The following is a 24,755-nucleotide window of genomic DNA, read 5'->3' on the forward strand; positions in this document are numbered from 1 at the left end:
CTGGGCAGGCCGTCCATGGCCTGCCCGTGAAGCACTGGCGCGCTCCACCCCTGGCTCCGCACAGTTTCAGAAAGGGTGTCCCCAACCGTTTCGTAAGCTGCGAGAAAGCTTACGGAATTTTAATCTGTCAAAAATTGTAAAAGTGCAGATAGGTGTTAGTCTTTCCTCTGATTCTTGAAGTCAAGAATAGCTCACTGATTTCCCGACACTTTCAAAACTGCATTTTGAGGAACTGAAGCCATGGGCGGCAAGCCTGACATCATCAAAGCCATTGTGCTGATTTTTGCCATCGGCCTTGTGATTACTGGTTTCACATCCATTCACGCCTCCGAAGACAAAGACGCACGAGCGGCCAATCTGGTTGGCTCCGTTCAGGTCATGAATCAGCCGCTGAACCGGTAACGTCGCTTATCGGTTACCACGCTGTGCAGGGGCACATCCCAGGGCTCTGTTGGCAGCTTCTTAACCTTCTGGAAATCGTGGGCCAGGCCAATCAGTTTCGGGGCCAGCCTTGGCCGTATCCGGCTGAAAGCAAAGGTCCTGTCGTAGAACCCGCCTCCCATTCCCAGTCTTCCGCCCTGTTCGTCAAAACCCACTAACGGAAACAGTACCGCATCCAGTGCCCAGGCCGGGCGCCGCAGGCCTTTGCTGAACGCAGGTTCGGGAATGCCAAATTGGTTGGCGGTGAGTTCGACGCCGTCGTAGTAGGGGCTGAACACCAGCCGGCCTTGATGAATCGGATGGAGCACTGGCAAGTAGAAGCGGATACCCTTGCGACGGGCGATGTCCAGGTAGACGTGGGGATCAATTTCGCCGTCGTTGGGCAGGTAGATGGCAATGTGCCTGGCACGGTGCAGGTCTGGATTCTTCAGCAGATTGAGAGCGAGGTACTCGGCGGCCTGTTGTTGCTGCTCAAAATTCAGTTCGCGCCGATGTTGCCGCAGGCGTTTGCGAAGCTCACTGCGTGAAAGAGAATCAGGATGGGACTGGAACGGTTGAGGCTCGATAAACTGGCTCAAAATAAAGCTTCCCGGGCTGCCGTTATCGGATGTTGCCCTTGAACCCAAAGTTCAAGGTCGGTGGCCGCTGTGACATATTAGGCTTTCCCCTGTCGGGGACGTGCTCACAATGCCCTGAAGTAGCCACCTGGGTAATGCGCATCGGCTCGAGGACGTATCCGACTATCCCGAACAGCCCAGGAAGTTATCTTCATTATACGGGCAGTGTCGGGGCCGATTGCAACACCTGTCTGAGATTCTCTGCGGAATTATCGGCCCGAGCCATCACCGAGGGCGCCGTCCAGTTTGTTGTCCATGGCCCGCAGCAGGGTGCTGGTGGCATCGGACATGGTGTCGCGCTCGAGCAGTTCGTGGGTGATATTCAGGGCTGCCATAACGGCAATGCGCTCGGTGCCAAAAACCTTGCCACCGGCACGGATTTCCCGCATTTTGCTGTCCAGGTGCCTGGCGGCACGAATCAGCGCTTCCTGCTCTTCCTCGGGACAGGCGACCAGGTATTCCTTGTCGAGGATCTTTACCTCAACCGTGGTGGATTGCTGTGCCATCAGTGATGCTCCAGGGCCCGAAGGCGGCTGATCATGGCTTCGATCTTGTGTTTCGCGTGATCGTTTTTCTGCACCAGCTGGGCCCGTTCCCGGTTCCAGTCATCCTGCAGTTCCCGCAACGTGGCGTTGTCCCGCTCAAGTTTCTGACAGCGTTCAATCAGCCTGTCCAGCTTGTCCGCTAATGCCTGTACTTCGGACTGTTCCATGACGTGCCCAGCAGTGGTTTGAAGTAATTGCAACTAACTATAAGTGTGGACGGTAAGTCGGTCAATTTACAGGCTTGTCATTGCGATGCCCGTCACTGATCCGCAGCCTCGCCGAACCCCAGCCGCCGGCTGTGGCGCCAGGTGTTGAAGGCCGGTATCAGTGCCACAGCGAACGCGGCAATCGGAACCGACGCCAGCAATGTCCATTCCGCGGAAGTCAGGGGGCGTAGTGTGATCTGCAGGCCATAGTTGGCGAGCAGCCAGGGGCTTGCCAGGGCGATGCCCGCCATTCCAATACCCAGCGCCATCAGGCAGGCGACCAGGGCCAGAGCGACACATTCGAGGACATACAGGGAGGCGATCAATGCCGGAGAGGCCCCCGTCGCCCGTAGTACGGCAATTTCATGGGCCCTTTGAGCCTGCAGCGTGAGAAGTACGGCGATGAGCCCGATCAGGCTGGTAATCACGACAAAGCCGGTAATGCCAAGCAGCGCTCGTTCAAACTGCCCCATAAGACGCCACAGCTCGCTCAGGGCAATGCCCGGAAGTATGGCCGAGAGCGGTTCTCCGGAGAATTGGTTGATTTCCCGCTGTATCCGGAAGGTCAGAACCTGTCGTTCAATGCCGACGAACGCCGCAGTAATAGCATCAGGCGTAAAATCACGCCCCTCCGCCTGTTCCCGGGTGAGCGTGCGGCCCGGTATGGCAACCCCGGACTCCCAGCCCACGTGCATTGCTTCCATGCCATCCAGGCCAATATAGACGGCCTGGTCCACCGGCGTGCCGGTGGGCTTCAGCACGCCGGTGACGGTAAACGGTGTGTCTTCATGGTTGGAGAAGCTGGTTCGCCCACCGCCGTGGGACAATACGATCTGTTCGCCCACCTCATGCGCCAGCGAACGGGCGACACCTGCGCCAAGTACCACATCAAAGACCTCGTCAAACCACTGGCCCTCTGCCAGTTCGAGGGGAAGGTCGCGGCCGTAACGGAAGTGGGCCAGGAAGTTTTCGTCGGTCGCCACAACACGGTAACCCCGATAGCTGTCGCCGAGGGAAATCGGGATCAGCCAATCCAGACGTTTATCGTCTTTCAGGCTTTGATAGGTGGACCAGCGAATGTTATTTGTGGCATCGCCAATATGGAACACCGTGTACAGGAGCAGGTTCAACTGACCACTGCGTGCGCCGACAATCAGGTCTGTGCCACTGATGGTGCTGGTGAAGGACTGCTTGACCTCGGTGCGCAGGTACTGGATGCCCAGAAGCAGCGAAACACTCAGGGTGAGCGTAAGGCATACCAGGGCCAGTACTTTTTTGCGATGCCAGAGGCTGGCGAGCGTCAGTGACAGGGCAAGGCGTGCTTTCATGTCCGGTTACCCCGCAGTTCCAGCCGGTTACCAAAGTGGTGGGCCAGGGACTGGTCGTGGCTGACGAACAGCACCGAGGTGTTGTGTCGGTGAGCAAGAGTGAGCAGGAGGTCGAGGAACCGGTCCCGGTTGTCCGCATCCAGTGCCGAGGTGGGTTCGTCCGCCAGGATCACACCGGGCGCACCGATCAACGCCCGGGCAGCCGCAATGCGCTGTTGTTGGCCAATGCTCAGTCTGGTGACCTTCCGTTGCCAGTGGTCCTCGGGAATTGACAGGGCGGTAAGCAGCCCCTCTGCTTCGTCTGTCACTGTGGGTTCGCTCCGTTGCCGGCGAAGGTCGGAGAGTCCGCAGGGCAGGGTGACGTTGGCCAGGGTGTTTAGATAGGGCACCAGATTGAACTGCTGGAAGATCACACCCATATGGTCGGCCCTGAACTGGTCGCGAGCACCGGCGCCAAGCCGATGGATATCCGTTCCGAGTACTCGTACGGCGCCATTGACCGGTCGCAGCATGCCGGCCAGAAGACTCAGCAGGGTGCTTTTGCCACTGCCGCTGGGGCCATGCAGGAACAGGTGCTCGCCCCGTTTCAGACAAAAATCCGGGAAGGTCAGTGTTTCCTGCTGTCGCTGCCATGAGAAGCCAAGGTTGCTGACTTCAATCGCCGTGTCCTTGCCAGGGGAACTGTTGCTGGCTGAGTCTGTCTTGCTGTTCATGTTGGTTGCCGTCTGCCCGGTGTATGATGGCGTTTTCCGGAATTCAATTTCAGGAGTGTGTGGTCCAATGATGTTTGTCCCGGCACGTTCGAGTTTAGCGCTGCCTTCTATCATGATGCTTGCCCTGGTGCTTTCGCTGCCAGCGACGGGTCGGGCAGAAACGCGGGAAATCGACTGGCTTGAGCTGATGCCGGCCGAGGATCTGGCGCTGCTGGAGAATATGCCAGAGATTGAGCATGAGGGCGATGGTCCGCCGCTGTTGCCGGATGAGATCATGACCGGGCGGGTTGTGCCGGAGATGGGCGACGTGGAAGGGCGTATCCCCGGTTTCGTGGTACCCCTTAAAACGACCGAGGATATGCGCATTCTGGAATTTTTCCTGGTGCCTTACTACGGTGCCTGCATCCACGTGCCGCCGCCGCCGCCGAATCAGATTATTCATGTCAAATACAAAGAAGGATTTACCCTTGAGGCTCTTTACGAACCGGTCTGGATCGAGGGTAAGCTGGTGATCGACCGCACCGAAAATGATATTGGCACCTCTTCCTATTCGATGGTCGCAACTGAGGTGGAACCCTACGAAGAGTAACCGGGGAACAGGTCCGCGGGCCCCCTCATTGGGCCCGTAACCTGAAACTGTTCTCGCCGTGATCCAGACGACCTGAACCTTGCCCCCCGGACCAGACCCATTCGACGTCCAGGTGTTCAATCTCGGGAAACTGTTCCGTCAGTGGTGTAGACAATGTCTCGGCAGTGTCCAGGTCGGAGCAGCTCAGGGTCTGGGTGACTTCGAAATCAGAGTGTGAGGATTGCTCTTCGTGGTCGTGCTTATGGTCATGACTGTGGTTGTGATCCTCCCCGCCTGCCTGGTGATGCACCACCGCATTCATGACTGTGCAACTGCCTTCAGTGGTGTCCACCAGGGGTGTTTCACCGAGCCAGTTGTTGGTTTGGCTGACTCGTGCTTTCTGTTCTTCCGTGCGGGCCCGGTGTTCGAATCCCAGAAGGTTGTAGGCCGGTGACGTGAAAATCAGGTCAATCTGGTTTCCGTCGACCGCCAGTTGCAATTCGGCATGACCGTGCTGGTGGGCGCCGGGATTGTTGCTGGCGGACAGGGGGGCGGCTGCAACAAGGGTAGCGGTAGCCAGGATGGCTTTGATGATCTTTTGTGAGGTCATGGCTTTGTCTCGCGGCAATAAATGATACGTTATAACATTATTGTTCGTTGGCTGGATAAAAATCAACAGGCAGTGCCTTGGAATCGCCTGAATGCTAGGATAGAGCCCTAACTCATCAACACAGGATCCGCCTGTTTCATGTCAGAAACCGACACTTCCGGTGCGGCCCGCGCCGCTGAATTCGAGCGTTGGGCCAACGTTTTTACAGCCCACAAGGCGTTCAGTCATCCATCCGAGTTACATGGTGTACTTTGTGGTCGCCTGGCTGCCGGCTCCCGTATTGAAGAGCCGGAGTGGATGGCAATGGTGTGTGAGCACATGGGTCTGGCTGAAGACGCTGCCGAGGAGTCTGATGATCTGGCTCCGTTTATGAACAAGGCCTATGAACAGACCCTTGAGCTCTTGAAATCAGCCGACATGAGTTTCCATCCTTTATTGCCCGATGACGACTACGCCATCGAGCAGCGGCTGGAGGCACTGGTTTCCTGGGTGCGGGGATTTCTCGAGGGTATGGCATTGTCGGCCGGTGAGTCGCTTGGCCAGGCGCCCGACGAGATCCGGGAGCTGATCGAGGATATGGTGGCCATCAGTCAGCTGTCCGAAGACGAGGAAGCCGACGACGAGAGCGAGCAGCAGTTGCTGGAAATTACCGAATACATCCGGCTGGGGGCGCTTGCTGTGTTTACCGAATTCAATGCCCCCGAACCACCGAAGTCTGATTCGCCGACCCTGCACTGATCAGGGTCCTGACGCCAGGAGAGACTATGAACTCCATGATTCCCGTTAGGGAGTTTGCCGAGCGCCGGCGCAAGCTGATGGAACGTATGGCGCCTGACAGCATCGCTATTATCCCGGCAGCACCGGAGCGTGTTCGCAATCGGGATGTGCTGCACCCGTTTCGCCAGGACAGCGATTTTCATTACCTGTCCGGTTTTGGTGAACCGGAGGCCGTGCTGGCCCTGATCCCGGGGCGAGAGCATGGCGAGTCGGTTCTGTTCTGCAAGGAGCGGAATCCGGAAAAAGAGCTCTGGGACGGGTTTCTGGTGGGCCCGGAAGGGGCTATTGAGCGCTACGGTCTGGACGACGCCTTTCCAATCGCCGACATTGACGACATCCTGCCGGGCATGATCGAGGGCCGCAGCCGCGTCTATTACCCACTGGGCAAGGACGATCACTTCGACGCCCGGGTGATGGACTGGGTAAAGCTGATTCGCAGTAAGGTTCGCAGTGGCGCCCACCCGCCCGGTGAGTTTGTCGCTCTGGAACATCTGCTTCACGACCTTCGGCTTTACAAGAGCGCCAATGAAATCAAGATCATGGCCAAGGCTGGTGAGATCAGTGCCGAGGCCCACTGCCGGGCCATGAAACGCGCCCGGAAAGGCGGCTTCGAATACAATCTGGAGGCTGAACTGATCCACACCTTTATGGAGCATGGCGCCCGCTCAACGGCCTACCCGTCGATTGTGGGCGGGGGCGCCAATGGCTGTATCCTCCATTACATTGAGAACAGTGCGCCCCTGAAAGACGGCGATCTGGTACTGATCGATGCCGGCTGTGAATACCAGTGCTACGCCTCTGACATTACCCGCACCTTCCCGGTCAGCGGCAAGTTCAGCAGCGAGCAGCGGGCCCTGTATGAGGTGGTGCTGGCGGCGCAGTACCAGGCCATTGAGGCTGTGTCGCCGGAAAATCACTGGAACCGGCCTCACGAAGCGGCCCTGGAAGTGCTAACCCAGGGGTTGATAGATCTGGGGCTGTTGTCCGGCACCCTGGAAGACGCCATTGCCAACGAAGCCTACAAACCCTTTTTCATGCACCGCACCGGCCACTGGCTGGGGCTGGATGTGCACGATGTGGGCGATTACAAGGTGGGTGATGCCTGGCGCCAGCTGGAACCCGGAATGGCCCTGACGGTAGAACCGGGGCTGTACATCGCGCCGGATAATACCGACGTGGACGAGAAATGGCGTGGCATTGGAATCCGCATCGAAGACGATGTGGTGGTGACCAAAGACGGCTGCCGGGTGCTGACCGAAGCGGTCCCGAAAACCGTTGCCGAAATCGAAGCCCTGATGGCGGACTGACACCCTGTGACCAAGACAGATACTGATCTGATCATTGCCGGTGGTGGCCTTGCCGGAGCAACCCTGGCCCTGGCGCTGGCACGGATGGTGCCGTCGCTCAGAGTGACCGTGGTCGAGGCGTTTCCGCTCTCACCCGATGCCCTGCCGGACAGCTACCAACCCAGCTACGACGCCCGCTCCACCGCGCTGGCTTGGGGCTCCCGGCTGATCTTTGAGGAGCTCGGGCTCTGGCACCGGCTCGCCGAGCATGCCACGCCCATCGAACATATCCATGTTTCTGATCGGGGGCATTTTGGCGCTACCCGGCTGCATGCCGCTGAGCATGGTCAGGAGGCGCTTGGTTACGTAGCGGACAATCGCTGGATGGGTCTGTGCCTGATGCGTGAGCTTCTGGAGACCAACGTCCAGTGGCGGGCGCCGGCAGAAGTGACAGATATGACGCCTATCCCGGGCGGCGTCCGGGTCCGGCTGTCGGAGGACGGCGAGGATGTCCCGGAACTGACGGCTCGCTGTCTGGTGGTTGCGGATGGCGGTCGCTCAGAATTGCGTGAGAAGCTTGGTTTCAGGCCCGATCGCCACAGCTATGGCCAGAACGCACTGATAGCTAATGTTTCTACCAGCGAGAGCCATGGCTTTACCGCCTTTGAGCGATTCACCGAAGCAGGCCCGATGGCGCTGTTACCCCATGGTTCATCTTCTCGCGCCGGGAATCAGTCCGCACTGGTGTGGACGCTGACCGACGAGGCGCTGGCGGAGGTTCTGGAGCTGTCAGACAACGAAAAATGCCGACGGCTGCAGGAGAGGTTCGGTTGGCGCCTGGGGCGCTTTACCCGCATCGGTACCTGCCACCACTACCCGCTGACCCTGACCACGGTAGACGAGCCGGTGCGGCCCGGCGTTGCTCTGGTGGGCAATGCCGCTCATGCCCTGCATCCGGTGGCCGGGCAGGGGTTCAATCTGGCGCTGCGAGGGCTGATGACACTGGTGGAACAGTTCCGGCTGGCGGAAGAGCAGTGCCGATCCATCGGAGATCTCGAGGTCCTGAAGCGGTACCAGCACCTTCACCGCGAGGATTGGCAACAGACGGTGCGTTTCTCCGATTCTCTCGTGCGCCTGTTCGGGCAATCCATGCTGCCGGTAACTGCCGCCCGGGATGCCGGACTGGTGGGCCTTGATCTCCTGCCGGGCGCGAAACGCTGGTTTGCGCGCAAGGCCATGGGTCTGGGTGGTCGTCGGGCGGTGATTGACCGGCCCGGAAACCTGAACCGGGAGGCGCCAGGTCATGAGTGAAGCGAAAACCTTCGATATTCTTGTGGCCGGCGGTGGCATGATCGGCTCCGCCCTGGCTCTCGGGCTCTCACGTCAGGGCTGGCAGGTGGCACTGGTGGAGGGCTCCGATCACGAAACCCTGGTGCAGGCACCGAATCCAGCCACCACCGTTGCAGATTTCGAGCCCCGGGTCAGTGCCATTTCCGTAGCCAGTCAGCAGTTGTTGGAGCAGCTTGGGGTCTGGTCCGAGGTGACCGCGGGTCGACATTGTCCTTATCAGGCCATGACAGTCTGGGATGGTGACGGCACGGGGCGTATACAGTTCGAGGCCGCCGAGCTTCAGGCGCGCGCCCTTGGAACGATTGTCGAAAACCGTAGCGTCGTGCGTGCGCTGTTCAGGGCCCTGGATGAAAGCCCGGTTGAGCTGATCGAGGGCGCGAGGATCATCGGTTGCACACGATTGTCTGAGCGTTACACGGTTGAGCTGGACGATGGCCGATCCTTGTCTGCCGGATTGGTGGTGGGATGTGACGGAGCCAATTCCCGCCTGCGTCAGTGGGTGGGGCTGCCAACCCGCGAGTGGGACTACGACCAACAGGCCATCGTGTGCACGGTGCGAACCACCCAGAGCCACCGCTTTACGGCATGGCAAAGGTTTTCAACAACCGGTCCACTGGCATTCCTGCCCTTGTTGCCCGAATCTGGCAGTGAGCATTTCTGTTCCATTGTCTGGTCCCAGGATACCGGGGAAGCCAGGCGCCTGATGGCTCTGGGCGACCGGGAATTTGCTGCGGAGCTGGAACGTGCCATCGAGCGCGAGCTGGGGTCGGTTGAAGCGGTTTCCAGTCGGTTTGCGTTCCCGCTTCGCCAGCGCCATGCCAAGGACTATGTTGCCCCTGGCTTCGCCCTGGTGGGAGATGCGGCGCACACGATTCACCCGCTAGCCGGGCAAGGTGCCAATCTTGGCTACGGCGATGTCCGTGCTCTGCTGGACGAGCTGTCGCGGGCGCGCAAGGCCGGTCTGTCACCGGCCAATAACCTGGTTCTGCAGCGCTACCAGCGCCGTCGCAAAGGCGAGAATCTCGCCATGATGGCGGCGATGGAAGGCTTCAAGCAGCTGTTTGGCCGTGATGAGCTGCCGGTGCGCTGGCTCCGGAACACCGGCCTGCGTTGGTTCAATCAGCTGGGGCCAGTGAAAAATCGCATTGCTGCCGAGGCCATGGGCCTGAACTCATGAGCTTCGCTATCAGAGGCAAGCGTCGAACAGCCGGCTGATCAGTACCGGTACCGCGGTCTCCACCCGCAGAATCCGGGGGCCGAGGTGCACACTCTGGCAACCGGCTTCTTCAAGCTTGTCCACTTCGTAAGCCGTAAAGCCACCCTCCGGGCCAATACAGAGCACTGTTGGCTGGTTCAGGTGAACCGGGCACGGGGTGCTGGTTCCGGGATGGGCTACCAGAGCCTGCTTGTCGGCCAATAGCCCAGGCAACTCGTCTTCCACGAAAGGCTTGAACAGCTTGCGAATCTGCACTCTGGGCATCAGGGTGTCTTTTGCCTGCTCCAGTCCCAGAGTGAGGTTCTCCCGAAGCTGCTCATCTGAAAGCCACGGCGTCTGCCAGAAGCTCTTCTCCACCTTGTAGCTGTTGATCAGCCAGAGGTCTTTCACTCCCAGTGCGGCGCAGGTTTGCAGGATACGGCGGAACATCTTCGGCCGGGGCATGGCCAGCACCAGAGTGAGCGGCAGTGGCGAGGGGGGAGGTCGGTCCAGTGTGAGCTTAAGTTCCGCTTCGGTATCGGTAAGCCGGACGACCTCGCCGACTCCCATTTGTCCACCGGCCCGGCCCACCGGCACCGTATCGCCAGCAACGATTTTGATAACGGACTGCAGGTGGGCCAGACGTCGGCCACGCAGGACGGCCCGGTCAGGCGCTACGAAATCCTCGTCAAACAGTAACGCCAGATTCATTCGCCGGCAGGCTCATCGCGGTCCGGATCTGCGACTTCCCGTTTCGCCAGTCGCCCGAACAGGATGCCGATTTCGAACAAAATCCACATTGGAACGGCCAGGAGGGTCTGGGAAATAATGTCAGGCGGGGTCAGCAGCATGCCGATGATGAAGCAGCCCACCACCACGTAGGGGCGCTTGGCGGCCAGGTCGGCGGGCGTGGTGGCACCGGTAAGGATCAGCAGCACAGTGGCGATCGGAATCTCAAAGGCGACACCGAAGGCGAAGAACATCTTGAGAACGAAATTGAGGTAGCTGGTGATGTCCGGTAATTCGACGATGCCTTCGGGCCCTATCGCGGTAAAGAACCCGAACACCAGCGGGAAAACCACATAATAGGCGAAAGCCGCGCCGGCGTAGAACAGGATCACTGAGGTGAACAGCAGCGGAAAGGCCAGCCGTTTTTCATGAGCGTAGAGGCCAGGCGCGATAAAGCTCCAGAGCTGGTAGAGAATGATCGGGATGGCGGCGAAGACCGCCAGAACCAGAGCCAGCTTCAGCGGCGCGAAGAAGGGCGAGGTGACATCCGTTGCGATCATGGTCTGGCCAACGGGCAGCAGGGACCGGATGGGCTCTGAGAGCCACAGGTAAAGCTCGTTGGCGAACGGGTATATGGCTGCGAAGCAGACGAGTACCGCCAGCACCATCTTCAGGAGGCGGTTGCGCAGCTCCAGCAGGTGCTCGATCAGGGGCATTTCCTGCTGTTCCGGAGGCAGCTGGTTGCCGTCGGGTTTTGCATTCATGAACGGTTATCCGGCGGACTTTTCGGGTTCGGGGTTTCGGATTCTGACTGTTCGGACCCGCCCGGGGCGGTTTCAGACGTCTGCGAGGGGGCACTGCCCGAGGGTTGATCCTGCTCCGCGCTATCGGCCGTTTTCTGCTCACTGGCCATTCGACGGGTCGCCGGAGCTGGCTTCGGCTTTCTGGTTTCGTTCTCGGGCAAGATCATGTGCTCGTATTTCTTGGCCTCGTCCAGGGCGCCACGCACGGTTTTTTGTACGTCTTCCAGGCCCACATCACCCGCCTTGCGAAGTTCTTCGCGGAGCTCATCGGCTTTCAGTTGCCGGTCCAGTTCCGAGGTGAACTGGCTGACCATGCGGCGCGCGCCGCCGACCCACCGACCGGCAGCGCGTGCCGCCGTGGGCAGGCGCTCGGGACCGAGGACCAATAGCGCAATGACGCCGCAGATGAGCAGCTCAAGAAAGCCGATATCAAACATTCAGCCTGGTCTCAGCTGTGGGACTTGTCCCGGGGCTTGTCTTCGGCCGCAGCCTGTTGGTCTGGCTGATCCCCTTCCTTGCCTTCCAGGGATTCCTGGTTCTCGGCCTTGGAGTCCTCATCGTTCATGGACTTCTTGAAGCCGCGAATGGCACCACCCAGGTCACTGCCAATGTTGCGCAGCTTCTTGGTTCCGAACAACAGAATGACAATGCCGAGCACGATAAGTAATTGCCAGATGCTGATACCCATTACGGGGTCCTCGTTTTAATGTTTCTGTTCCATGACATTGTACGTTACCAGAACCGGTACGCGGAAACCCCATTAGAGGTATTACCGGTTACTTGTTCCGGGACGCTTTTTCTTCCAGGCCTGAAAGGTCAAACCTGCTGGCCAGTTCATCCAGGATGTCCTCGGGACCAAGCCCGAGTCTCGACAGCATGACCATGCTGTGGAACCACAGGTCGGCCGTTTCGTATATCACATCTCGGGTTTCGCCGGTGTGTTCTGCGTCCTTGGCTGCCAGGAGCGTTTCCGTACACTCTTCCCCCACTTTTTCCAGAATCTTGTTCAGACCCTTGGCGTGGAGGCTGGCTACGTAAGAGGTTTCCGGGTCGGCTTCCTTGCGGGCTTCCAGAACCCGCGCCAGGTTTTCCAGTACATCGCTCACTGTCCGTGCTCCTCAGTTGCCGCCGTAGATGGTGCCGGGATCCTTGATCACCGGGTCAACACTGACCCACTGACCGTCTTTCAGGGTCCGGTAAAAGCAGCTGCGTCTGCCAGTATGGCAGGCGATGCCGCCTTTTTGTTCCACTTTCAGCAGGATGACGTCCTCGTCACAGTCCAGTCGAATGTCCCGAATGATCTGTTGGTGTCCTGACGTTTCCCCCTTGCGCCAGAGCTTGCCCCTTGAACGGGACCAGTACACGGCCTGACCTTCTTCGGCACTCAGCCGGAGTGACTCCCGGTTCATCCACGCCATCATCAGGATGTCGCCGGTCTCGGCGTCCTGGGCGATGGCCGGCACCAGTCCGTCCTTTGTCCAGCGAATGGCATCCAGCCAGTCAGGGTTCTCGACGTTATCCGAGCTCTTTTGCATTTTTGTGAATCCTGAAATCTTTCTTGGTTATCGGCCGCCCCGGAGCATCAGTCCGCCGGCAATGGCAAACAGGGCCCAGCTCCAGGCTGGCACGCTTTCAATCCACTGCTGGCTTTCCGGCCGGGTGCCCAGAATCCCCCCGGCAACCAGAAGTACCGCCAGTGTCGTTCGCCGCCATCTTCGCTCGGTACGGATTTGCTGTTCCCGAAGCAACTCCAGTGTAGCCCGGTTCTGGGGCTCGGTGGGCCCGGCTTGCCGCAGTTGCAGCAGTGCATCGTGTACCAGTTGCGGCATTTCCGGCGACTGCTCCAGCCATGAGGGCAAATGGGACTGCAGGGATTTGATCAGCCCTGAAGGACCAATGCGCTTACGCATCCAGGTCTCAAGGTACGGTTGCGCGGTGCTCCAGAGATCCAGATCCGGGTAAAGCTGTCGGCCCAGACCTTCCACGTTGAGCAGGGTTTTCTGCAGCAACACAAGCTGGGGTTGCACCTCCATGTTGAATCGCCTGGCTGTCTGGAACAGGCGCAACAGGAAATGGCCGAACGAGATGTCTTTCAACGGTTTCTCGAAAATGGGTTCGCAGACAGTACGGATGGCTGCCTCAAACTGGTTCACTGGTGTGTCGGGTGGAACCCAGCCTGACTGGATATGCAACTGAGCCACCTGCCGGTAGTCGCGGCGGAAAAAGGCGAGCAGGTTGCGGGCGAGATAGCTCTGGTCGTCAGGTGCCAGAGTACCGACGATGCCGAAGTCGATGGCGATATAGCGGGGATCGGCGGGGTTGGACGTATCCACAAAAATATTGCCGGGGTGCATGTCGGCGTGGAAGAAGCTATCCCGGAACACCTGGGTAAAGAAGATTTCCACGCCCTTCTCGGCCAGTACCTTCATGTCGACGCCAGCGGATTTCAGGGCAGCGGTATCCGCAATCGGAATGCCGTGGATACGCTCCATGACCAGCACCGATTTGCGGGTGTAGTCCCAGTCGATAAACGGAATATAGATCAGTGCGGAATTCTCGAAATTCCGGCGCAGTTGGCTGGCATTGGCGGCTTCGCGCTGAAGGTCCAGTTCGTCATGGATGGTGGAGTCGTAGTCCGCAACCACTTCAACCGGGTGCAGGCGTTTGCCCTCGGACCAGTACTTTTCCAGCAGACCCGCCATCAGGTACATCAGAGCCAGATCCTGACGGATAACCTTTTCAATGCCCGGGCGCAGAACCTTGACCACCACCTTCTGGCCGTTGAGCAGGGTGGCTGCGTGCACCTGGGCAACCGAGGCGGAGGCCAGCGGGTCCGGACTGAACTCGGCAAACAGGTCCGATACCGGTGCGCCGAGCGAGGTTTCGATAATGCCTCGGGCTTCATCGCTGGGAAATGGTGGTACCCGGTCCTGAAGATTTTTCAGGGATTCGGCCATGTCGTCCGGCAGCAGATCCCGCCGGGTTGAAAGTATCTGGCCGAACTTTACAAATACCGGGCCCAGCTCTTCCAGGGCCAGTCGCAGGCGGTCGCCGCGATCAAGTTTGGGCTGCGGGAAAAGATGCCACGGAGCTAGCAGGAAGAACACCTTCAGGGGCGCAGGCAGTTCGGCTATCGGCAGGAACGTGTCCAGACGGTAGCGGCAGAATACCCAGGCAATTCGGAACAGGCGTTGCAGGCGGGTCACAGGCTCTCCGGTTCGTCAGTCTTGCCGCGGTTCTCGATCAGGTTCAGCCGGGCTTCCAGTCTTTCGGTACGCAGGTTCAGGTCGTCGATGTCCTCGAAGGTGGCTTCGAGCTCCCGTCGCCCGGGCAGGGCGCGGCTTTCTTCGTGCACATACTCTTCGATGTTGGCGTTCAGGGACTGAAACGCCTGTCGGCTCCACCGGATGGCGCGGCGAATGCGTTGGCCCAGAAAGTGTGCGGGCACATCACCAATATGCTGGGCCATGGCGGCTTCCCAATCCGGCTCAAGCTGGTTCAGTGCGCGCTGCAGCTGGTGGGCCAAAGCCGTATCGCCAGTCACCTCAAGGCGGCCATCGGCAAAGACCCGGTCATCGCCGGTGGCCAGGGCCGCAAAGGCGATGGGCCTGCCGGTGATCTCCAGGGCAGGCTGATCGACCGGCTGACTGCCAACCCGGACGCGGTTTCCGGCACGGTCCAGGGTGTAGGTCAGGGGAACGGGGGCCGTCATACTGAACTGTACCGGACCCGCCAGTGCTTCCATCAAGGCATGATGCCCCGCCGGATCCAGTTCCAGCGCCCGGTTCAGGGCGCTTTCGAGTATCGCGGAGACAGCGGAAAGCAGGGTGGGGCCGGGAAACATCAGGGCTTGATTCCCACATGCAGGGCGACAATGCCGCCGGTCATGTTGTAGTACTTGCAGTTCACCAGGCCTGCTTGTTCCATCATGCCCTTGAGAGTGTCCTGGTCCGGATGCATCCGGATGGATTCGGCCAGATACTTGTAGCTTTCGCTGTCGCCGGCGATAAGCTGGCCCATCAGTGGCAGCGCCGAGAAAGAGTAGGTGTCGTAAGCCTTGCTCAACAGAGGATTTGTTGGCTTGGAAAATTCCAGGATCATCAGCTTGCCGCCTGGCTTGAGAACCCGCGTCATGTCCCGGAGGGCCTGATCCTTGTCGGTCACGTTTCGCAGGCCGAACGCGATGGAAACGGCGTTGAAATTGTTATCCGGGAACGGCAGGTGCTCGGCATCCGCCTGAACGTACTCGATGTTGCCGGCGTAGCCTCGATCTGTCAGCCGGCTACGGCCCACCTGGAGCATGGAGGCGTTGATGTCGGCCAGCACCACCTTGCCGGAGGGGCCCACCAGGTCTGAAAACTTCATGGTGAGGTCGCCGGTGCCGCCGGCAATGTCCAGTACCTGGTGGCCTGGCCTTACTCCGGAAAGTTCGATGGTGAAGCGTTTCCAGAGCCGGTGAATCCCCATGGACATGAGGTCGTTCATGAGGTCGTATTTGCCCGCCACACTGTGAAATACTTCCGCCACCTGGCTTGCCTTCTGGCTTTTCGGCACGTTGCGAAAGCCAAAGTGGGTGACGTCGTCCTGGCCGTTGTTGTTTCCGGCCGGGTTGGCTGGCGTTTGCTGCTCGCTCATGGGGATGTCCTGTCAGAATCTGAACCCCGTATTCTAACCGCTGACGGGGTTGCTACAAGGGTGGCGGCAAGTTAAATAGCGCCCTAAACTGTAAATCTGTCCAAATCCGAGAGAAAACTGATTCATGTCTGTAATTGATGTACATCGCCCGCATTCCCTGGATAAAGAGCACGCGAGACAGGCCGCTGAGGCCCTGGCACAGGATCTGTCCAGCCAGTTCGACGTGCATTACCAGTGGGAAGGCGACCAGCTGAAGTTCAAACGCAGCGGCGTCAAGGGGCACCTGAACATCAGCCCTACGGACCTGCACATCCATCTGGAGCTGGGTATGCTGCTGCGCCCCTTCAAATCCCGAATCGAGCAGGAAATACACTCCCAGCTGGATCAGATTATCAAGACCTGAGCATCCGGCAGACGCCGACTTACAGGTCCCCCGGCAGGCTGAAGGGTTTCGGGTGACCTTTCAGGATATTGCGCATCACTTGCTGCTCCCGCGTAACCAGCCGGTCGATCAGCAACTCTACATCATCCATCTTCCGGAACGCGGAATAGCCCCGGTGAAGGAAACTGTGCAGGTCTGTCAGGTCGGCCATTTCCGCCGGTCCCCGGCTCATTGATAGCAGCCATCCAAGGGTCCGGTTGCGGACATAGCGATCAAGTTGTTGGCCAACATCTGCCACCAGGATGATCTGCCTCTCCCGCTGTTTCAGCCGTCTGCTTTCGCGGTAGGCGGTGCAGTAGTCCGCCACCGTCAACGATTGGACGGGTACGCCCTGTTGATGGAAAAGCTCAGTGAGCTCCAGGTCCAGCTCCTGGGTGATCAGATTCAGCTCCACCAGGCCGGCGAAGGTGTCCAGCAGGTTGTCCGGCAGCCACTTCACCATCTTGGGGAAGACCCGATCAATATTGTCGTCCCGGCGGGTCATGCCGGCCGGGGCGTAAAGATCCGTCAACAAAAACTCAAGGCCGTGGTGGTAACCGGGATGCTGGTAGAGGTCGAAGTGGGTTGCCTTCAGCCGTTCCGCCTGCCAGCCGGCAACGTGGAATGTACCCTCCAGCAGAGGGTGTTCGGCTTTCAGCTGTCGGAAATCATGGTAGTCCAGCAGCAATTGCTGCAGCCTGCGAGCGCTTTCGGAGCGGGCTTCGGTAGCGACAAGGCGCTCACGGTACATGGGGGATGGCTCCACTAAACCTGACGAAAAGAGCGTAGTTTAGCGGAGCTGTGACGGTCTTGCAGTAATGCGCTCCGGGGGGGGGCTGCTAGCCCTGGGCAGCAGCGGGCAGCGTTTCAAAGCCCGGCACCCACTCCTTGCTGTCGAGGGTAATGAAGTGGCTCGGGGCCTCGGTTTCCACGATTCGCATGGTGGTCGGGCTCTGGCGGGCGCTGGCCAACATCGATGACCGGTCGAGAATACGGTCCACAGCCGGAATCAGGAAGGTGCCGTGCCGCACGTGGTTGTAGACACTGGTGTCGGTTCGCACCATCCAGTCCATGATGTTCTCGATGTTACGGACGATGGTCAGGTGGTCCTTGGTGGCGGAGAACAGCTTGCTCAGAAGTTGCTTTTTCCGCGGGTTCATCTTTCCGAAAAACGTCTGGCCGTAGGCCGAGGAAGGAGCACTGTTGATCAGGCGGATCAGCCAGGGCCACATGCCGTGGCTTACAGGTTCCAGAATGGTGGTCACCAGGGCTGAAAGTCTGCCGCCGGGAAGCACCGGCGCTTCCAGTACCACTTCTACATCGTCATACAGTTCTGGCCATTGTTTGATGGCCTCCAGGATCACCGCCCCGCCGCGGGAGTGGCCATGTACCCGGATGTTCTCCGTGGTGGGCAGGTTGGAAAGCGCCTGGTTCAGTATGCAGGCGTCGTATTCGATGGTGCCTTCCAGGTGTTTGATAGGCACTTCCCAATTCGGGGTTTCCGGAGTCACGCCGTTCACCGGGATATGGTAATTGCTGCAGGTGAGCAGGATCAGTTCGGTAGTGGGCGCTTCATAGGCCTGGGTAAAGTAGCAGTGGTTTTCCAGAAAACCATGCACGCCAACGACGGTCTGCTCCGCCTTGCCGCTGTGGTTGCGAACGGAGACTGCGCCCTTGCCAACGCGATAGACCTGCCCGGAGAACATCTCCGAGTAAGCGCTTTCAATCGGTTTTATCAGCTTGCGAACATGGCTCGCTTTCATAACTGCTCTCCCGCCCAGCACGGCAATGACCTGTTGTTGGAATTCGATTGCGCTGGTAAGCCTTTTGTACCCCGTTCAGGCCATTGAGTTATTGGCGCTGAGTACCCGATTTACGATCTCCCGGGGCCAATCGATGACCTGGCTGAGTGTTTAATAACCATTGCATCAAGGCTTATAACCAGTATAGGACTGAACAGTTACTCACGTGTAATTTTTTGTAACGGCGTGCACTGGTGCCGCATATGGAGCCTGCGAGGCTTGTCTGGCACAATGCGGAGTTCGGTTTTTACTTACCTTCATCACTTTTCCAGGGACGTTCGGGTTTGAGTCACGAACAATCGCATCTCCTGCTACCTGCGGATTCGGCCTGGCTGGCCCTGGAGCGCCCGGAAAACCCCATGACCATCACCGTGATGCTGCGGGTTGATGGCCTGACCGCGCCCCGTTTCCGGGAATTCCTCCGGGTTTACTGGATGGCCTGGGAGCGTTTCCGGTACATGCCGGTCAAGCGCTCGCCCGCCTGGTGGTGGGAGCAGGACCCGATGTTTGATGTCCGCCACCACCTGGATGTGGTGGTGGATCGCTTCACTCCGGAAAGCCTGCAGGAGTGGGTGTCGGTGCGGCTGAACCAGCCTCTGCCCATGTATCGCCCGCGTTGGAAGTTCTGGTTGGCGCCCAATGCCGAGGGCGGGGCGGTCCTGTTGCTGCGCATTCACCATTGTTACGCCGATGGTCTGTCTCTGCTGGGCATTTTTGAACGCCTCTGCCCACCGTCGCCCCAGCAGCATCCGGCCATATACGGTGCACCTGAAACCGCGGAGCTGTCACGCTGGACCGCTGCAGCAAAAGGCTGGCTCGGGCAACTGTTGGCCTCTGAAGAGTCCGCAGAAGAAGCGCAGGGCGTTGCAGGCGTAGACGAATCCGATGGCAACCAGTGGCAGGATGCCGGACGCTTGCTGGAGCGGGTTGCCCAGAAAAGTCTCAAGCTGGTCCATGAGTTTTCGGAATTCCTGGTGGAGCCGCAGGATTCAGACACGGATCTCCGGCGGCCGCTGCTGGGGCGACGGCACTGTCGCTGGTCTGAACCGGTGCCCCTGGAGCGCTTCCGGAACATCGCCCGGGTCACCAACGTGACGATCAACGATGTGTTGCTGAGCTGTGTTGCGGCTGCGGTGCGCACCCGACTTGGAATTGACGGGGCGGACCTGGATGAGGCGGTGTTGCATGCCGCCGTGCCCGTTGATATTCGCAGCCGTTTGCCCGACGAGCTGAAACCGGCCTCCGGCGCCCTGGGTAACTATTTCGGCACCGTGTTTGTACCTTTGCCGGTGGACGGCGAAAGCCCCCTCGAGCGCCTGTACCGCATCAAGCATGAAACCCGCCGCCTGAAGAAAAGCTGGCAACCCGGCATTGCCTGGGGGCTTGCGGCCAGTGCCACGGTCGTTCCGGAGCCCTGGCGGGAGCCTCTGGCCGATGTGTTCTATCGCAAGGCCAGTGCCGTGGTGTCCAACGTGCCGGGCACCCCGGAGCCTCGCTACATTGCCGGTTGCCGTATCACCGAGCAGATGTTCTGGGTACCCCAGGCCGGGGATATCGGTCTGGGTATCAGCATTGTCAGCTACGCCGGCCAGGTACAGTTTGGCGTCGTTGCCGATGAGGCGGTGATGGCCGATCCCGAAGACTTTCTCAACGACTGCCTGCAGGAACTCGCCCAGTTCCCCGGAGACTGATCCGCCGGGTCTTACTCCCAAAGTTTCATTTCAAGTGCCTCCCAAATGAGCAGAAAACCTGCTCCCTGGAAGCATTTTCCCCCTCCCTCGCATCACCGACCATGGAATTCGGGCGACAGACCACGCCTGGAGAGTCCGGATGACCCGGACCTCCGATCCCAGATTTCCAAAAACAACCGGGGGAACTATGAAAAACAATAACGTCAGAAAGTCAGGGTTAGCCATCGCCATGGCCGCAGCCATGGGTGCCAGCACAGGAGCCAATGCCGCTGTTGAGCTGTATAACCAGGACGGCACCAGCTTTTCCGTCGATGGCTATTTCAATGCGTTCTATGTAAACCGTGATGACAAGCAGAACGATGTCCGCGATTCCCGAATCAAGATGGGCTTCCTTCCGAATACCATCGGCTTCAATTTCAGCAAGGAGATGGGTGATCTGACGCTCGGTGGACGTTCCTCGTTCTGGACCACCATCAATGACAGCCTGGATTCACCCACAGACACAGCCATTGACGTGCGGCAGTTCTATGCCACGGTGGACGGCGACTTCGGCCAGGTGCTGATCGGTAAGGATTTCGGCCTGTACGCACGCTCCAACATCTTCCTCGACGAGATCCTGATGGGGTTCGGATCCCCCGGCGTAGCCGGTGGCGTTTCCTTCGGCAATATCCGCGCGGGCTACCCGTACCCGACACCGTCTGCCCAGATTACCTACCGCTCGCCGGATATGAGTGGCCTCAAGGTGGCGGCCGGTGTGCTGGATCCTGCCGACACGGTGACCGGCGCCAATGACGAAAACGCCGCGCCCCGTTTCGAGTCCGAGGTGACCTACAACGCCAACCTGAACGATGTCGCTCTGACAGGCTGGGTGAACGGTCGCTACCAGTCCGCTGAAAATGGCTCGACAACCATTGACAGCACGGGTCTCGGGTACGGCGTCAAGGCCTCGGTCGCCGGGTTCACCCTGGCGGCTTCCGGCTTTACCTCCAAGGGTGATAACCCGGTGCTGATTGGTAACGGTCCGGTGGCCGAAGACGACGCAGACGGCTTCCTGGTTCAGGGCTCTTACGCTTTTGGTGCCAACAAGGTGGTTCTGTCATACGGGGAAACCGATGCCGAGATTCTGGATCTGGAAACAGAGAGTACAACCCTCGGGTTCTTCCATGACGTAAACAGCAACTTCAAGCTGGTTGCCGAGTACAACATGTACGAAGACAACAACCGCACCACCGGTGCAACCACCACTGAGGCAGACACCATCGCTCTTGGCGCCATCGTGATGTTCTAAGCACTACCTGGGGTTGCGGAAGGGGCAGGAGGCTCCTCCCAACGCCGGTCTGTCTAAGACTAAAGTGCCGGTTTGCCTCCATGGAAACCGGCAGCGCCGCCAGACATTGATTCAGGAGGTAGTTTAATCAATGGCTTACGATCATTTTGGCGCGCCTATTAAAAGCACTGAAGTCGCATTGGCTGCGTTTACGGATGCCGTAGAATCGGTAAAAAGTCATCCGTTTCCGGGATCCGCGTTTATGAAGCCAGCGACGACCCTGCCCGCGGTCCGGGTAGCGAGCTCCAGTGTTCGCGATCCAATGCTGGCCGCTACCAATCTCGCCAGCCAACTCAGCCATGAACACCTTGGTTGTGTCCTGTTTTTCTGTTCTGCGGAATACGACCTGGAACGCCTGGGCATTGCCCTTGAACACGTATTCCAGGGTGTGCGCGTATGCGGCTGTACCTCCGCGGGCGAAATCACACCTGACGGTTACGGCCGCGGATGCATCACGGCCATCGGGTTTGATGACCGCTATTTCGCCATCGACTGCGCCCTGATCCGGGAACTGGACCGGTTCACCCTGCAGGATGCCCAGGGCGTGATCGACGGCCTGCTTTCCACCTGCCGGGATGCCAGGCTGGCTCCGGTCAAGGGCAACACCTTTGCCATTACCCTTCTGGATGGCCTCTCAAGCCGCGAAGAACTGGTTCTGGCAACGCTCAATTCAGCGCTCGGAACGATTCCCCAGTTTGGCGGTTCCGCCGGTGACGACGAACGTCTGGCCAACACTCATGTGTTCTATGACGGCCAGTTCCATACCGGGGCCGCCACGGTGTTGCTGGTGAACACGCCCCTGGATTTCCGGGTGTTTTCCACACACCACATGGTTGAACGCAGTGAAAAACTGGTGGTCACCGACGCCTGTGCGGAAAGCCGGACCGTATACGAGCTCAATGCGGAACCCGCCGCCGACGCTTATGCCCGGGCTGTGGGAGTGGATGTAAATGCTCTGGATCGCAAGATCTTCGCGCTCAGGCCCATGGGGGTGAAAATCGGCGGCCACTATTTTGTCCGGTCTGTGCAGCGTGTGAATCCGGACAAGAGTCTGACTTTCTATTGCGCTGTGGAAACCGGGATCGTGATGACGGCCATGGAGCCGGCATCCCTACTGGACAGCGTGCGCACCCAGATTGAAGCGGCAGAGCGGGTCGTAGGCCCGCCCCTGATCACCATCGGCTGCGACTGTTTTCTGAGGCGCCTTGAGGCTGAACTGACCGGGGAAGTGGAAGCGGTCTCGGAATTCCTGCGCCATCACAAGGTGATCGGCTTCAATACCTACGGCGAGCAGTTCGACGGTATGCACATCAACCAGACGTTTACGGGGGTGGTCATTGGCCAGCCTGATGTCCGTTCCGGACAAGACTGAATTACCCGCTGAAGATGAACGGGACCGGCGAATTGCCGAGCTCGAGGCTGAAAACGAGCGGCTCAGACGGATTCGGGACGCTCTGATTGTCCGGGTTGAGTCAGGTTCCGCCCATAAGCCGGAGCCCTACGCGGCCTTCGAGCATTCGGTGGTGCTTGCGGAGCAGGTACGGGAGCGCACCGAAGCCCTGAACCAGGCCATGGAGGAACTGAAGGGCAGCAACAAGGCCCTGAGTCGGGCCCGGGAAGAAGCAGAGACGACGCGCCAGAGACTGAGCGATGCCATCGAGAGTATTGCGGACGGCTTCGTGCTATTCGACAACCAGCATTGTCTGATCCAGAGCAACAGTCGATTCCGGAGTTACTGGCGCCACGCCGGCCTGGACGTGCCCGAAGCAGGCACTCCAATCGCTGAGGTGAAATCGCAAGCGGTCTCCTCGGGTTTGATCGTTGAGGAACACAGTCATCCGGATTCCGAGGGTGTGGTGTTTCTTCTCTCCAACGATCGCTGGGTCCAGATGACCGAACGGCCGACCCGGGAAGGTGGTTTGGTGGTGCTGTACTCCGACATCACGGATGTGAAGAACAGCGAAATGGCACGGCGGATCAAGGCGCTGGAGGAAAGCGAACGCTGGATCCGGGTGGTGACTGATCATGTCCCGGCACTGATTGCCTATATCGGGGCTGACATGACCATTCAGTTCTGCAACAAGGTCTATGAGTCCTGGTACGGACGCAAAGGCGAGTCCCCGCTTGGCAAGCGTCTCAATGAGGTGCATTCGCCCGAGTTTTACCAGCGCCTCCTGCCGCAGATTCTCGATGTCATGGATGGCCACAACGTGACGTTTGAGTTTGAAGAGGTTGGGGAGCAGGGCGAAGTGCGGTACATGCTTCGCTCTTATGTTCCGAACTTTGATGAACAGGGCGACATCATCGGTTTCTTCGTGCTGATCCGCGACATTACCGATCGCCGCAAGACCGCCCTGGCGCTGGAGCAGGCCTATGACAACCTGGAGCGGCGGGTCAAGGAACGCACCGCTGCCCTGACGGGCCTGAACAACCAGCTGCGTCAGGAAATCACCGAGCGGGCCGCAGTGGAAGCCCGCCTCCGGGACGCCAAACTGGAGGCGGAACGCGCAAATCTCTCGAAAACCAAATTCCTGGCTGCCGTCAGCCATGATTTGCTGCAGCCTCTGAATGCGGCTCGTCTGTTTACCAGCGCGCTGTTGGAGCAGTCGTTCGGGCCCAAGGCCGAAGGACTGGTCCGCTCGGTGAGCACCTCCCTGGACGATGTGGAAAACCTGCTGGGCACCCTGGTGGATATTTCCAAGCTCGATGCCGGCGTGATCAAGCCGGATGTTACCGCCTTTGACCTGCGCGACCTGCTCAATAACATTGCCCGGGAATTCCGTCAGATGGCTATGTCTGAAGGGCTTCGGCTGGATTTTGTTGCCAGCTCCGCGATCGTGGAATCGGATTCCCAGTTGTTGGCCCGTATACTCCGGAATTTTCTGACCAACGCCATTCGCTATACAGGGCAAGGCCGGATTCTGCTTGGCTGTCGTCGACAGAAGGACCATGTTCTGTTGCAGGTGTGGGATACCGGCCCCGGCATTCCCGAAGACAAGCTGACCGAGATTTTCCAGGAGTTCAAGCGTATCCGCCCGGCCGGCTCACAACCCGATAAAGGCCTGGGGCTTGGCCTGGCCATCGTGGACAAGATTTCCCGGATGCTCGGGCACGAGGTGACGGTGAATTCCATCGAGGGCAAGGGGTCAGTCTTCAGCGTCCGGGTCCCGGTCGGCAAACTGAAGCCCCGGCAACCAGTGGCCGACCAGAATCGAGCCGTGTCTTTCGATAGCGGTCTTGGCGGTGCCCGGATCTGGGTGATCGACAATGACCAGTCGATCTGCCAGGGCATGAAAACCCTGCTCGAAGGTTGGGATTGCCACGTGGTGACTGCCGTGTCCCTGGAGGATCTGGAGCGCCAGCTGGATCCGGCTACCAGTGCGGTGGACCTGATCCTGGCGGACTATCATCTGGATAACGACGAAAACGGCGTGGATGTAGTGGCGGAGATCAATGGCCGCCGAAGATGCCCGGCGCCGGTAGTGATGATTACCGCCAATTACACCAACGAGCTGAAGCAGCATATCCGCGAGCTTGGGCATCTGCTTATGAACAAGCCGGTGAAGCCCCTGAAGCTGAGAAGCGCACTGAGTCATCTGCTGCGAAACTGACATTGCTGATAGGCGTCGGATTACGGCTTCGCCTAATCCGACCTACGCGGGGATGAGTGCTCAAAAGGTAGGTCGGATTAGCCAACGGCGTAATCCGACA

At 59.1% G+C, this 24,755-nt stretch carries 28 protein-coding genes and 1 other RNA gene; 11 read left to right on the forward strand and 18 right to left on the reverse strand.

The genetic code is table 11. The annotated features are described in order from the left end of the window. The first annotated feature begins 240 nt into the window (after nt 1-240). On the forward strand, nt 241-402 hold the full coding sequence (locus tag ACESMK_RS12760; RefSeq protein WP_008170953.1) for a hypothetical protein: 162 nt from the start codon (nt 241-243) through the stop codon (nt 400-402). Here the strand turns inward: ACESMK_RS12760 and ACESMK_RS12765 are convergent. The 6 genes from ACESMK_RS12765 to ACESMK_RS12790 all read right to left on the reverse strand — a co-directional run bounded on the left by ACESMK_RS12765 (nt 384) and on the right by ACESMK_RS12790 (nt 3,850). Beyond that, a complete protein-coding gene (locus ACESMK_RS12765) occupies nt 384-1,019 on the reverse strand; it encodes a 5-formyltetrahydrofolate cyclo-ligase (RefSeq protein WP_372999202.1) in 636 nt (211 codons plus the stop codon). The two genes, ACESMK_RS12760 and ACESMK_RS12765, sit on opposite strands and share 19 nt — an antisense overlap. A gap of 4 nt (nt 1,020-1,023) precedes the next feature. Continuing rightward, a non-coding RNA gene (ssrS, locus tag ACESMK_RS12770) (6S RNA) lies at nt 1,024-1,205 on the reverse strand. 62 nt (nt 1,206-1,267) lie between these two features. Beyond that, on the reverse strand, nt 1,268-1,564 hold the full coding sequence (locus ACESMK_RS12775; protein ID WP_372999205.1) for a cell division protein ZapA: 297 nt from the start codon (nt 1,562-1,564) through the stop codon (nt 1,268-1,270). Beyond that, nucleotides 1,564-1,770 (reverse strand): TIGR02449 family protein, encoded by a 207-nt coding sequence (locus ACESMK_RS12780; RefSeq protein WP_008170964.1) that lies wholly within the window; start codon nt 1,768-1,770, stop codon nt 1,564-1,566. Before ACESMK_RS12780 ends, ACESMK_RS12775 begins: the two co-directional genes overlap by 1 nt. Nucleotides 1,771-1,862: 92 nt before the next feature. Beyond that, nucleotides 1,863-3,137: an ABC transporter permease gene (locus ACESMK_RS12785; protein ID WP_372999208.1), complete on the reverse strand. Its 1,275-nt coding sequence runs from the start codon at nt 3,135-3,137 to the stop codon at nt 1,863-1,865. Further along, a complete protein-coding gene (locus ACESMK_RS12790; protein ID WP_372999211.1) occupies nt 3,134-3,850 on the reverse strand; it encodes an ABC transporter ATP-binding protein in 717 nt (238 codons plus the stop codon). The genes ACESMK_RS12785 and ACESMK_RS12790 overlap by 4 nt, the downstream gene beginning before the upstream one ends. Before the next feature lie 67 nt (nt 3,851-3,917). Between ACESMK_RS12790 and ACESMK_RS12795 the strand changes: the two genes are divergently transcribed. After that, nucleotides 3,918-4,439, forward strand: a complete 522-nt coding sequence (locus ACESMK_RS12795; RefSeq protein WP_372999214.1) for a DUF3299 domain-containing protein — start codon at nt 3,918-3,920, stop codon at nt 4,437-4,439. Nucleotides 4,440-4,464: 25 nt separating this feature from the next. Here ACESMK_RS12795 and ACESMK_RS12800 read toward each other — a convergent pair whose 3' ends face one another. Beyond that, a complete protein-coding gene (locus ACESMK_RS12800) occupies nt 4,465-5,028 on the reverse strand; it encodes a ZrgA family zinc uptake protein (protein ID WP_372999217.1) in 564 nt (187 codons plus the stop codon). Nucleotides 5,029-5,166: 138 nt separating this feature from the next. On the opposite strand from ACESMK_RS12800, the gene ACESMK_RS12805 reads away from it, so the two are divergent. Genes ACESMK_RS12805 through ACESMK_RS12820 form a run of 4 tightly spaced genes read left to right on the forward strand, consistent with a single transcriptional unit; the run spans nt 5,167 to nt 9,618 of the window. Continuing rightward, nucleotides 5,167-5,766, forward strand: a complete 600-nt coding sequence (locus ACESMK_RS12805) for a UPF0149 family protein (protein ID WP_372999220.1) — start codon at nt 5,167-5,169, stop codon at nt 5,764-5,766. 26 nt (nt 5,767-5,792) lie between these two features. After that, nucleotides 5,793-7,112, forward strand: a complete 1,320-nt coding sequence (gene pepP / locus ACESMK_RS12810; RefSeq protein WP_372999223.1) for a Xaa-Pro aminopeptidase — start codon at nt 5,793-5,795, stop codon at nt 7,110-7,112. Between the two features lie 6 nt (nt 7,113-7,118). Beyond that, nucleotides 7,119-8,402 (forward strand): 2-octaprenyl-6-methoxyphenyl hydroxylase, encoded by a 1,284-nt coding sequence (ubiH, locus tag ACESMK_RS12815; RefSeq protein ID WP_372999226.1) that lies wholly within the window; start codon nt 7,119-7,121, stop codon nt 8,400-8,402. Then, entirely contained in the window at nt 8,395-9,618 is a 1,224-nt protein-coding gene (locus ACESMK_RS12820) for a UbiH/UbiF/VisC/COQ6 family ubiquinone biosynthesis hydroxylase (RefSeq protein ID WP_372999229.1), read from the forward strand. Before ubiH ends, ACESMK_RS12820 begins: the two co-directional genes overlap by 8 nt. Before the next feature lie 9 nt (nt 9,619-9,627). On the opposite strand, the gene ACESMK_RS12825 is transcribed toward ACESMK_RS12820, so the two are convergent. The 9 genes from ACESMK_RS12825 to ubiE all read right to left on the reverse strand — a co-directional run bounded on the left by ACESMK_RS12825 (nt 9,628) and on the right by ubiE (nt 15,803). After that, nucleotides 9,628-10,347 carry a 16S rRNA (uracil(1498)-N(3))-methyltransferase gene (locus ACESMK_RS12825; protein ID WP_372999232.1) on the reverse strand — a complete coding sequence of 240 codons (720 nt, stop codon included), beginning with the start codon at nt 10,345-10,347 and terminating at the stop codon, nt 9,628-9,630. Beyond that, nucleotides 10,344-11,129, reverse strand: coding sequence for a twin-arginine translocase subunit TatC (gene tatC, locus ACESMK_RS12830; RefSeq protein ID WP_372999235.1), 786 nt, complete (start codon nt 11,127-11,129; stop codon nt 10,344-10,346). Before tatC ends, ACESMK_RS12825 begins: the two co-directional genes overlap by 4 nt. Continuing rightward, the gene (tatB, locus tag ACESMK_RS12835) at nt 11,126-11,605 is read right to left on the reverse strand and encodes a Sec-independent protein translocase protein TatB (protein WP_372999238.1); all 480 of its coding nucleotides are present in this window, start codon (nt 11,603-11,605) and stop codon (nt 11,126-11,128) included. Before tatB ends, tatC begins: the two co-directional genes overlap by 4 nt. An 11-nt stretch (nt 11,606-11,616) precedes the next feature. Next, on the reverse strand, nt 11,617-11,856 hold the full coding sequence (gene tatA, locus ACESMK_RS12840; RefSeq protein ID WP_372999241.1) for a Sec-independent protein translocase subunit TatA: 240 nt from the start codon (nt 11,854-11,856) through the stop codon (nt 11,617-11,619). Between the two features lie 88 nt (nt 11,857-11,944). Next, a complete protein-coding gene (locus ACESMK_RS12845) occupies nt 11,945-12,274 on the reverse strand; it encodes a phosphoribosyl-ATP diphosphatase (RefSeq protein ID WP_372999244.1) in 330 nt (109 codons plus the stop codon). A gap of 12 nt (nt 12,275-12,286) precedes the next feature. Then, entirely contained in the window at nt 12,287-12,703 is a 417-nt protein-coding gene (gene hisI, locus ACESMK_RS12850) for a phosphoribosyl-AMP cyclohydrolase (protein ID WP_372999247.1), read from the reverse strand. 27 nt (nt 12,704-12,730) lie between these two features. After that, on the reverse strand, nt 12,731-14,374 hold the full coding sequence (gene ubiB, locus ACESMK_RS12855; protein WP_372999250.1) for a ubiquinone biosynthesis regulatory protein kinase UbiB: 1,644 nt from the start codon (nt 14,372-14,374) through the stop codon (nt 12,731-12,733). Further along, nucleotides 14,371-15,012 carry an SCP2 domain-containing protein gene (locus ACESMK_RS12860; RefSeq protein WP_372999253.1) on the reverse strand — a complete coding sequence of 214 codons (642 nt, stop codon included), beginning with the start codon at nt 15,010-15,012 and terminating at the stop codon, nt 14,371-14,373. The genes ubiB and ACESMK_RS12860 overlap by 4 nt, the downstream gene beginning before the upstream one ends. After that, a complete protein-coding gene (gene ubiE / locus ACESMK_RS12865) occupies nt 15,012-15,803 on the reverse strand; it encodes a bifunctional demethylmenaquinone methyltransferase/2-methoxy-6-polyprenyl-1,4-benzoquinol methylase UbiE (protein WP_372999256.1) in 792 nt (263 codons plus the stop codon). The genes ACESMK_RS12860 and ubiE overlap by 1 nt, the downstream gene beginning before the upstream one ends. A 124-nt stretch (nt 15,804-15,927) precedes the next feature. Here ubiE and ACESMK_RS12870 point away from each other — a divergent pair, with 124 nt between their 5' ends. Beyond that, complete coding sequence (locus tag ACESMK_RS12870; protein WP_372999259.1) at nt 15,928-16,206, forward strand: polyhydroxyalkanoic acid system family protein; 279 nt, start codon at nt 15,928-15,930, stop codon at nt 16,204-16,206. A 19-nt stretch (nt 16,207-16,225) separates the two neighbouring features. Here the strand turns inward: ACESMK_RS12870 and ACESMK_RS12875 are convergent, their stop codons facing one another. Then, on the reverse strand, nt 16,226-16,975 hold the full coding sequence (locus ACESMK_RS12875) for an FFLEELY motif protein (protein WP_372999262.1): 750 nt from the start codon (nt 16,973-16,975) through the stop codon (nt 16,226-16,228). 88 nt (nt 16,976-17,063) lie between these two features. After that, the gene (locus tag ACESMK_RS12880; RefSeq protein ID WP_372999265.1) at nt 17,064-17,987 is read right to left on the reverse strand and encodes an alpha/beta hydrolase; all 924 of its coding nucleotides are present in this window, start codon (nt 17,985-17,987) and stop codon (nt 17,064-17,066) included. Between the two features lie 323 nt (nt 17,988-18,310). Between ACESMK_RS12880 and ACESMK_RS12885 the strand changes: the two genes are divergently transcribed. From ACESMK_RS12885 to ACESMK_RS12900, 4 genes are all read left to right on the forward strand, one after another. Then, on the forward strand, nt 18,311-19,717 hold the full coding sequence (locus ACESMK_RS12885; RefSeq protein WP_372999268.1) for a WS/DGAT domain-containing protein: 1,407 nt from the start codon (nt 18,311-18,313) through the stop codon (nt 19,715-19,717). A gap of 187 nt (nt 19,718-19,904) precedes the next feature. Further along, nucleotides 19,905-21,005 (forward strand): porin, encoded by a 1,101-nt coding sequence (locus ACESMK_RS12890; protein ID WP_372999271.1) that lies wholly within the window; start codon nt 19,905-19,907, stop codon nt 21,003-21,005. Between the two features lie 241 nt (nt 21,006-21,246). After that, complete coding sequence (nosP, locus tag ACESMK_RS12895) at nt 21,247-22,416, forward strand: nitric oxide-sensing protein NosP (protein WP_372999432.1); 1,170 nt, start codon at nt 21,247-21,249, stop codon at nt 22,414-22,416. Continuing rightward, nucleotides 22,394-24,655, forward strand: a complete 2,262-nt coding sequence (locus ACESMK_RS12900) for a NahK/ErcS family hybrid sensor histidine kinase/response regulator (protein ID WP_372999435.1) — start codon at nt 22,394-22,396, stop codon at nt 24,653-24,655. Before nosP ends, ACESMK_RS12900 begins: the two co-directional genes overlap by 23 nt. Nucleotides 24,656-24,755 lie beyond the last annotated feature (100 nt).

It is taken from the genome of Marinobacter sp., assembly GCF_041687235.1.
Taxonomy (GTDB): Bacteria; Pseudomonadota; Gammaproteobacteria; order Pseudomonadales; family Oleiphilaceae; genus Marinobacter.

Excerpts from the sequence above, each read along its gene's own strand:
- ACESMK_RS12825 (WP_372999232.1), bottom strand. The coding sequence starts at position 10,347 with ATGAATCTGGCGTTACTGTTTGACGAGGATTTCGTAGCGCCTGACCGG.
- ACESMK_RS12790 (WP_372999211.1), bottom strand. The coding sequence starts at position 3,850 with ATGAACAGCAAGACAGACTCAGCCAGCAACAGTTCCCCTGGCAAGGAC.
- ACESMK_RS12800 (WP_372999217.1), bottom strand. The coding sequence starts at position 5,028 with ATGACCTCACAAAAGATCATCAAAGCCATCCTGGCTACCGCTACCCTT.
- nosP (WP_372999432.1), top strand. The coding sequence starts at position 21,247 with ATGAAGCCAGCGACGACCCTGCCCGCGGTCCGGGTAGCGAGCTCCAGT.
- ACESMK_RS12875 (WP_372999262.1), bottom strand. The coding sequence starts at position 16,975 with ATGTACCGTGAGCGCCTTGTCGCTACCGAAGCCCGCTCCGAAAGCGCT.
- ACESMK_RS12785 (WP_372999208.1), bottom strand. The coding sequence starts at position 3,137 with ATGAAAGCACGCCTTGCCCTGTCACTGACGCTCGCCAGCCTCTGGCAT.
- pepP (WP_372999223.1), top strand. The coding sequence starts at position 5,793 with ATGAACTCCATGATTCCCGTTAGGGAGTTTGCCGAGCGCCGGCGCAAG.
- ACESMK_RS12860 (WP_372999253.1), bottom strand. The coding sequence starts at position 15,012 with ATGTTTCCCGGCCCCACCCTGCTTTCCGCTGTCTCCGCGATACTCGAA.
- ACESMK_RS12760 (WP_008170953.1), top strand. The coding sequence starts at position 241 with ATGGGCGGCAAGCCTGACATCATCAAAGCCATTGTGCTGATTTTTGCC.
- ACESMK_RS12780 (WP_008170964.1), bottom strand. The coding sequence starts at position 1,770 with ATGGAACAGTCCGAAGTACAGGCATTAGCGGACAAGCTGGACAGGCTG.
- ACESMK_RS12880 (WP_372999265.1), bottom strand. The coding sequence starts at position 17,987 with ATGAAAGCGAGCCATGTTCGCAAGCTGATAAAACCGATTGAAAGCGCT.
- ACESMK_RS12795 (WP_372999214.1), top strand. The coding sequence starts at position 3,918 with ATGATGTTTGTCCCGGCACGTTCGAGTTTAGCGCTGCCTTCTATCATG.
- ACESMK_RS12820 (WP_372999229.1), top strand. The coding sequence starts at position 8,395 with ATGAGTGAAGCGAAAACCTTCGATATTCTTGTGGCCGGCGGTGGCATG.
- ACESMK_RS12805 (WP_372999220.1), top strand. The coding sequence starts at position 5,167 with ATGTCAGAAACCGACACTTCCGGTGCGGCCCGCGCCGCTGAATTCGAG.
- hisI (WP_372999247.1), bottom strand. The coding sequence starts at position 12,703 with ATGCAAAAGAGCTCGGATAACGTCGAGAACCCTGACTGGCTGGATGCC.
- tatC (WP_372999235.1), bottom strand. The coding sequence starts at position 11,129 with ATGAATGCAAAACCCGACGGCAACCAGCTGCCTCCGGAACAGCAGGAA.
- ACESMK_RS12900 (WP_372999435.1), top strand. The coding sequence starts at position 22,394 with ATGTCCGTTCCGGACAAGACTGAATTACCCGCTGAAGATGAACGGGAC.
- ACESMK_RS12775 (WP_372999205.1), bottom strand. The coding sequence starts at position 1,564 with ATGGCACAGCAATCCACCACGGTTGAGGTAAAGATCCTCGACAAGGAA.
- ubiE (WP_372999256.1), bottom strand. The coding sequence starts at position 15,803 with ATGAGCGAGCAGCAAACGCCAGCCAACCCGGCCGGAAACAACAACGGC.
- ACESMK_RS12870 (WP_372999259.1), top strand. The coding sequence starts at position 15,928 with ATGTCTGTAATTGATGTACATCGCCCGCATTCCCTGGATAAAGAGCAC.
- tatA (WP_372999241.1), bottom strand. The coding sequence starts at position 11,856 with ATGGGTATCAGCATCTGGCAATTACTTATCGTGCTCGGCATTGTCATT.
- ACESMK_RS12890 (WP_372999271.1), top strand. The coding sequence starts at position 19,905 with ATGAAAAACAATAACGTCAGAAAGTCAGGGTTAGCCATCGCCATGGCC.
- tatB (WP_372999238.1), bottom strand. The coding sequence starts at position 11,605 with ATGTTTGATATCGGCTTTCTTGAGCTGCTCATCTGCGGCGTCATTGCG.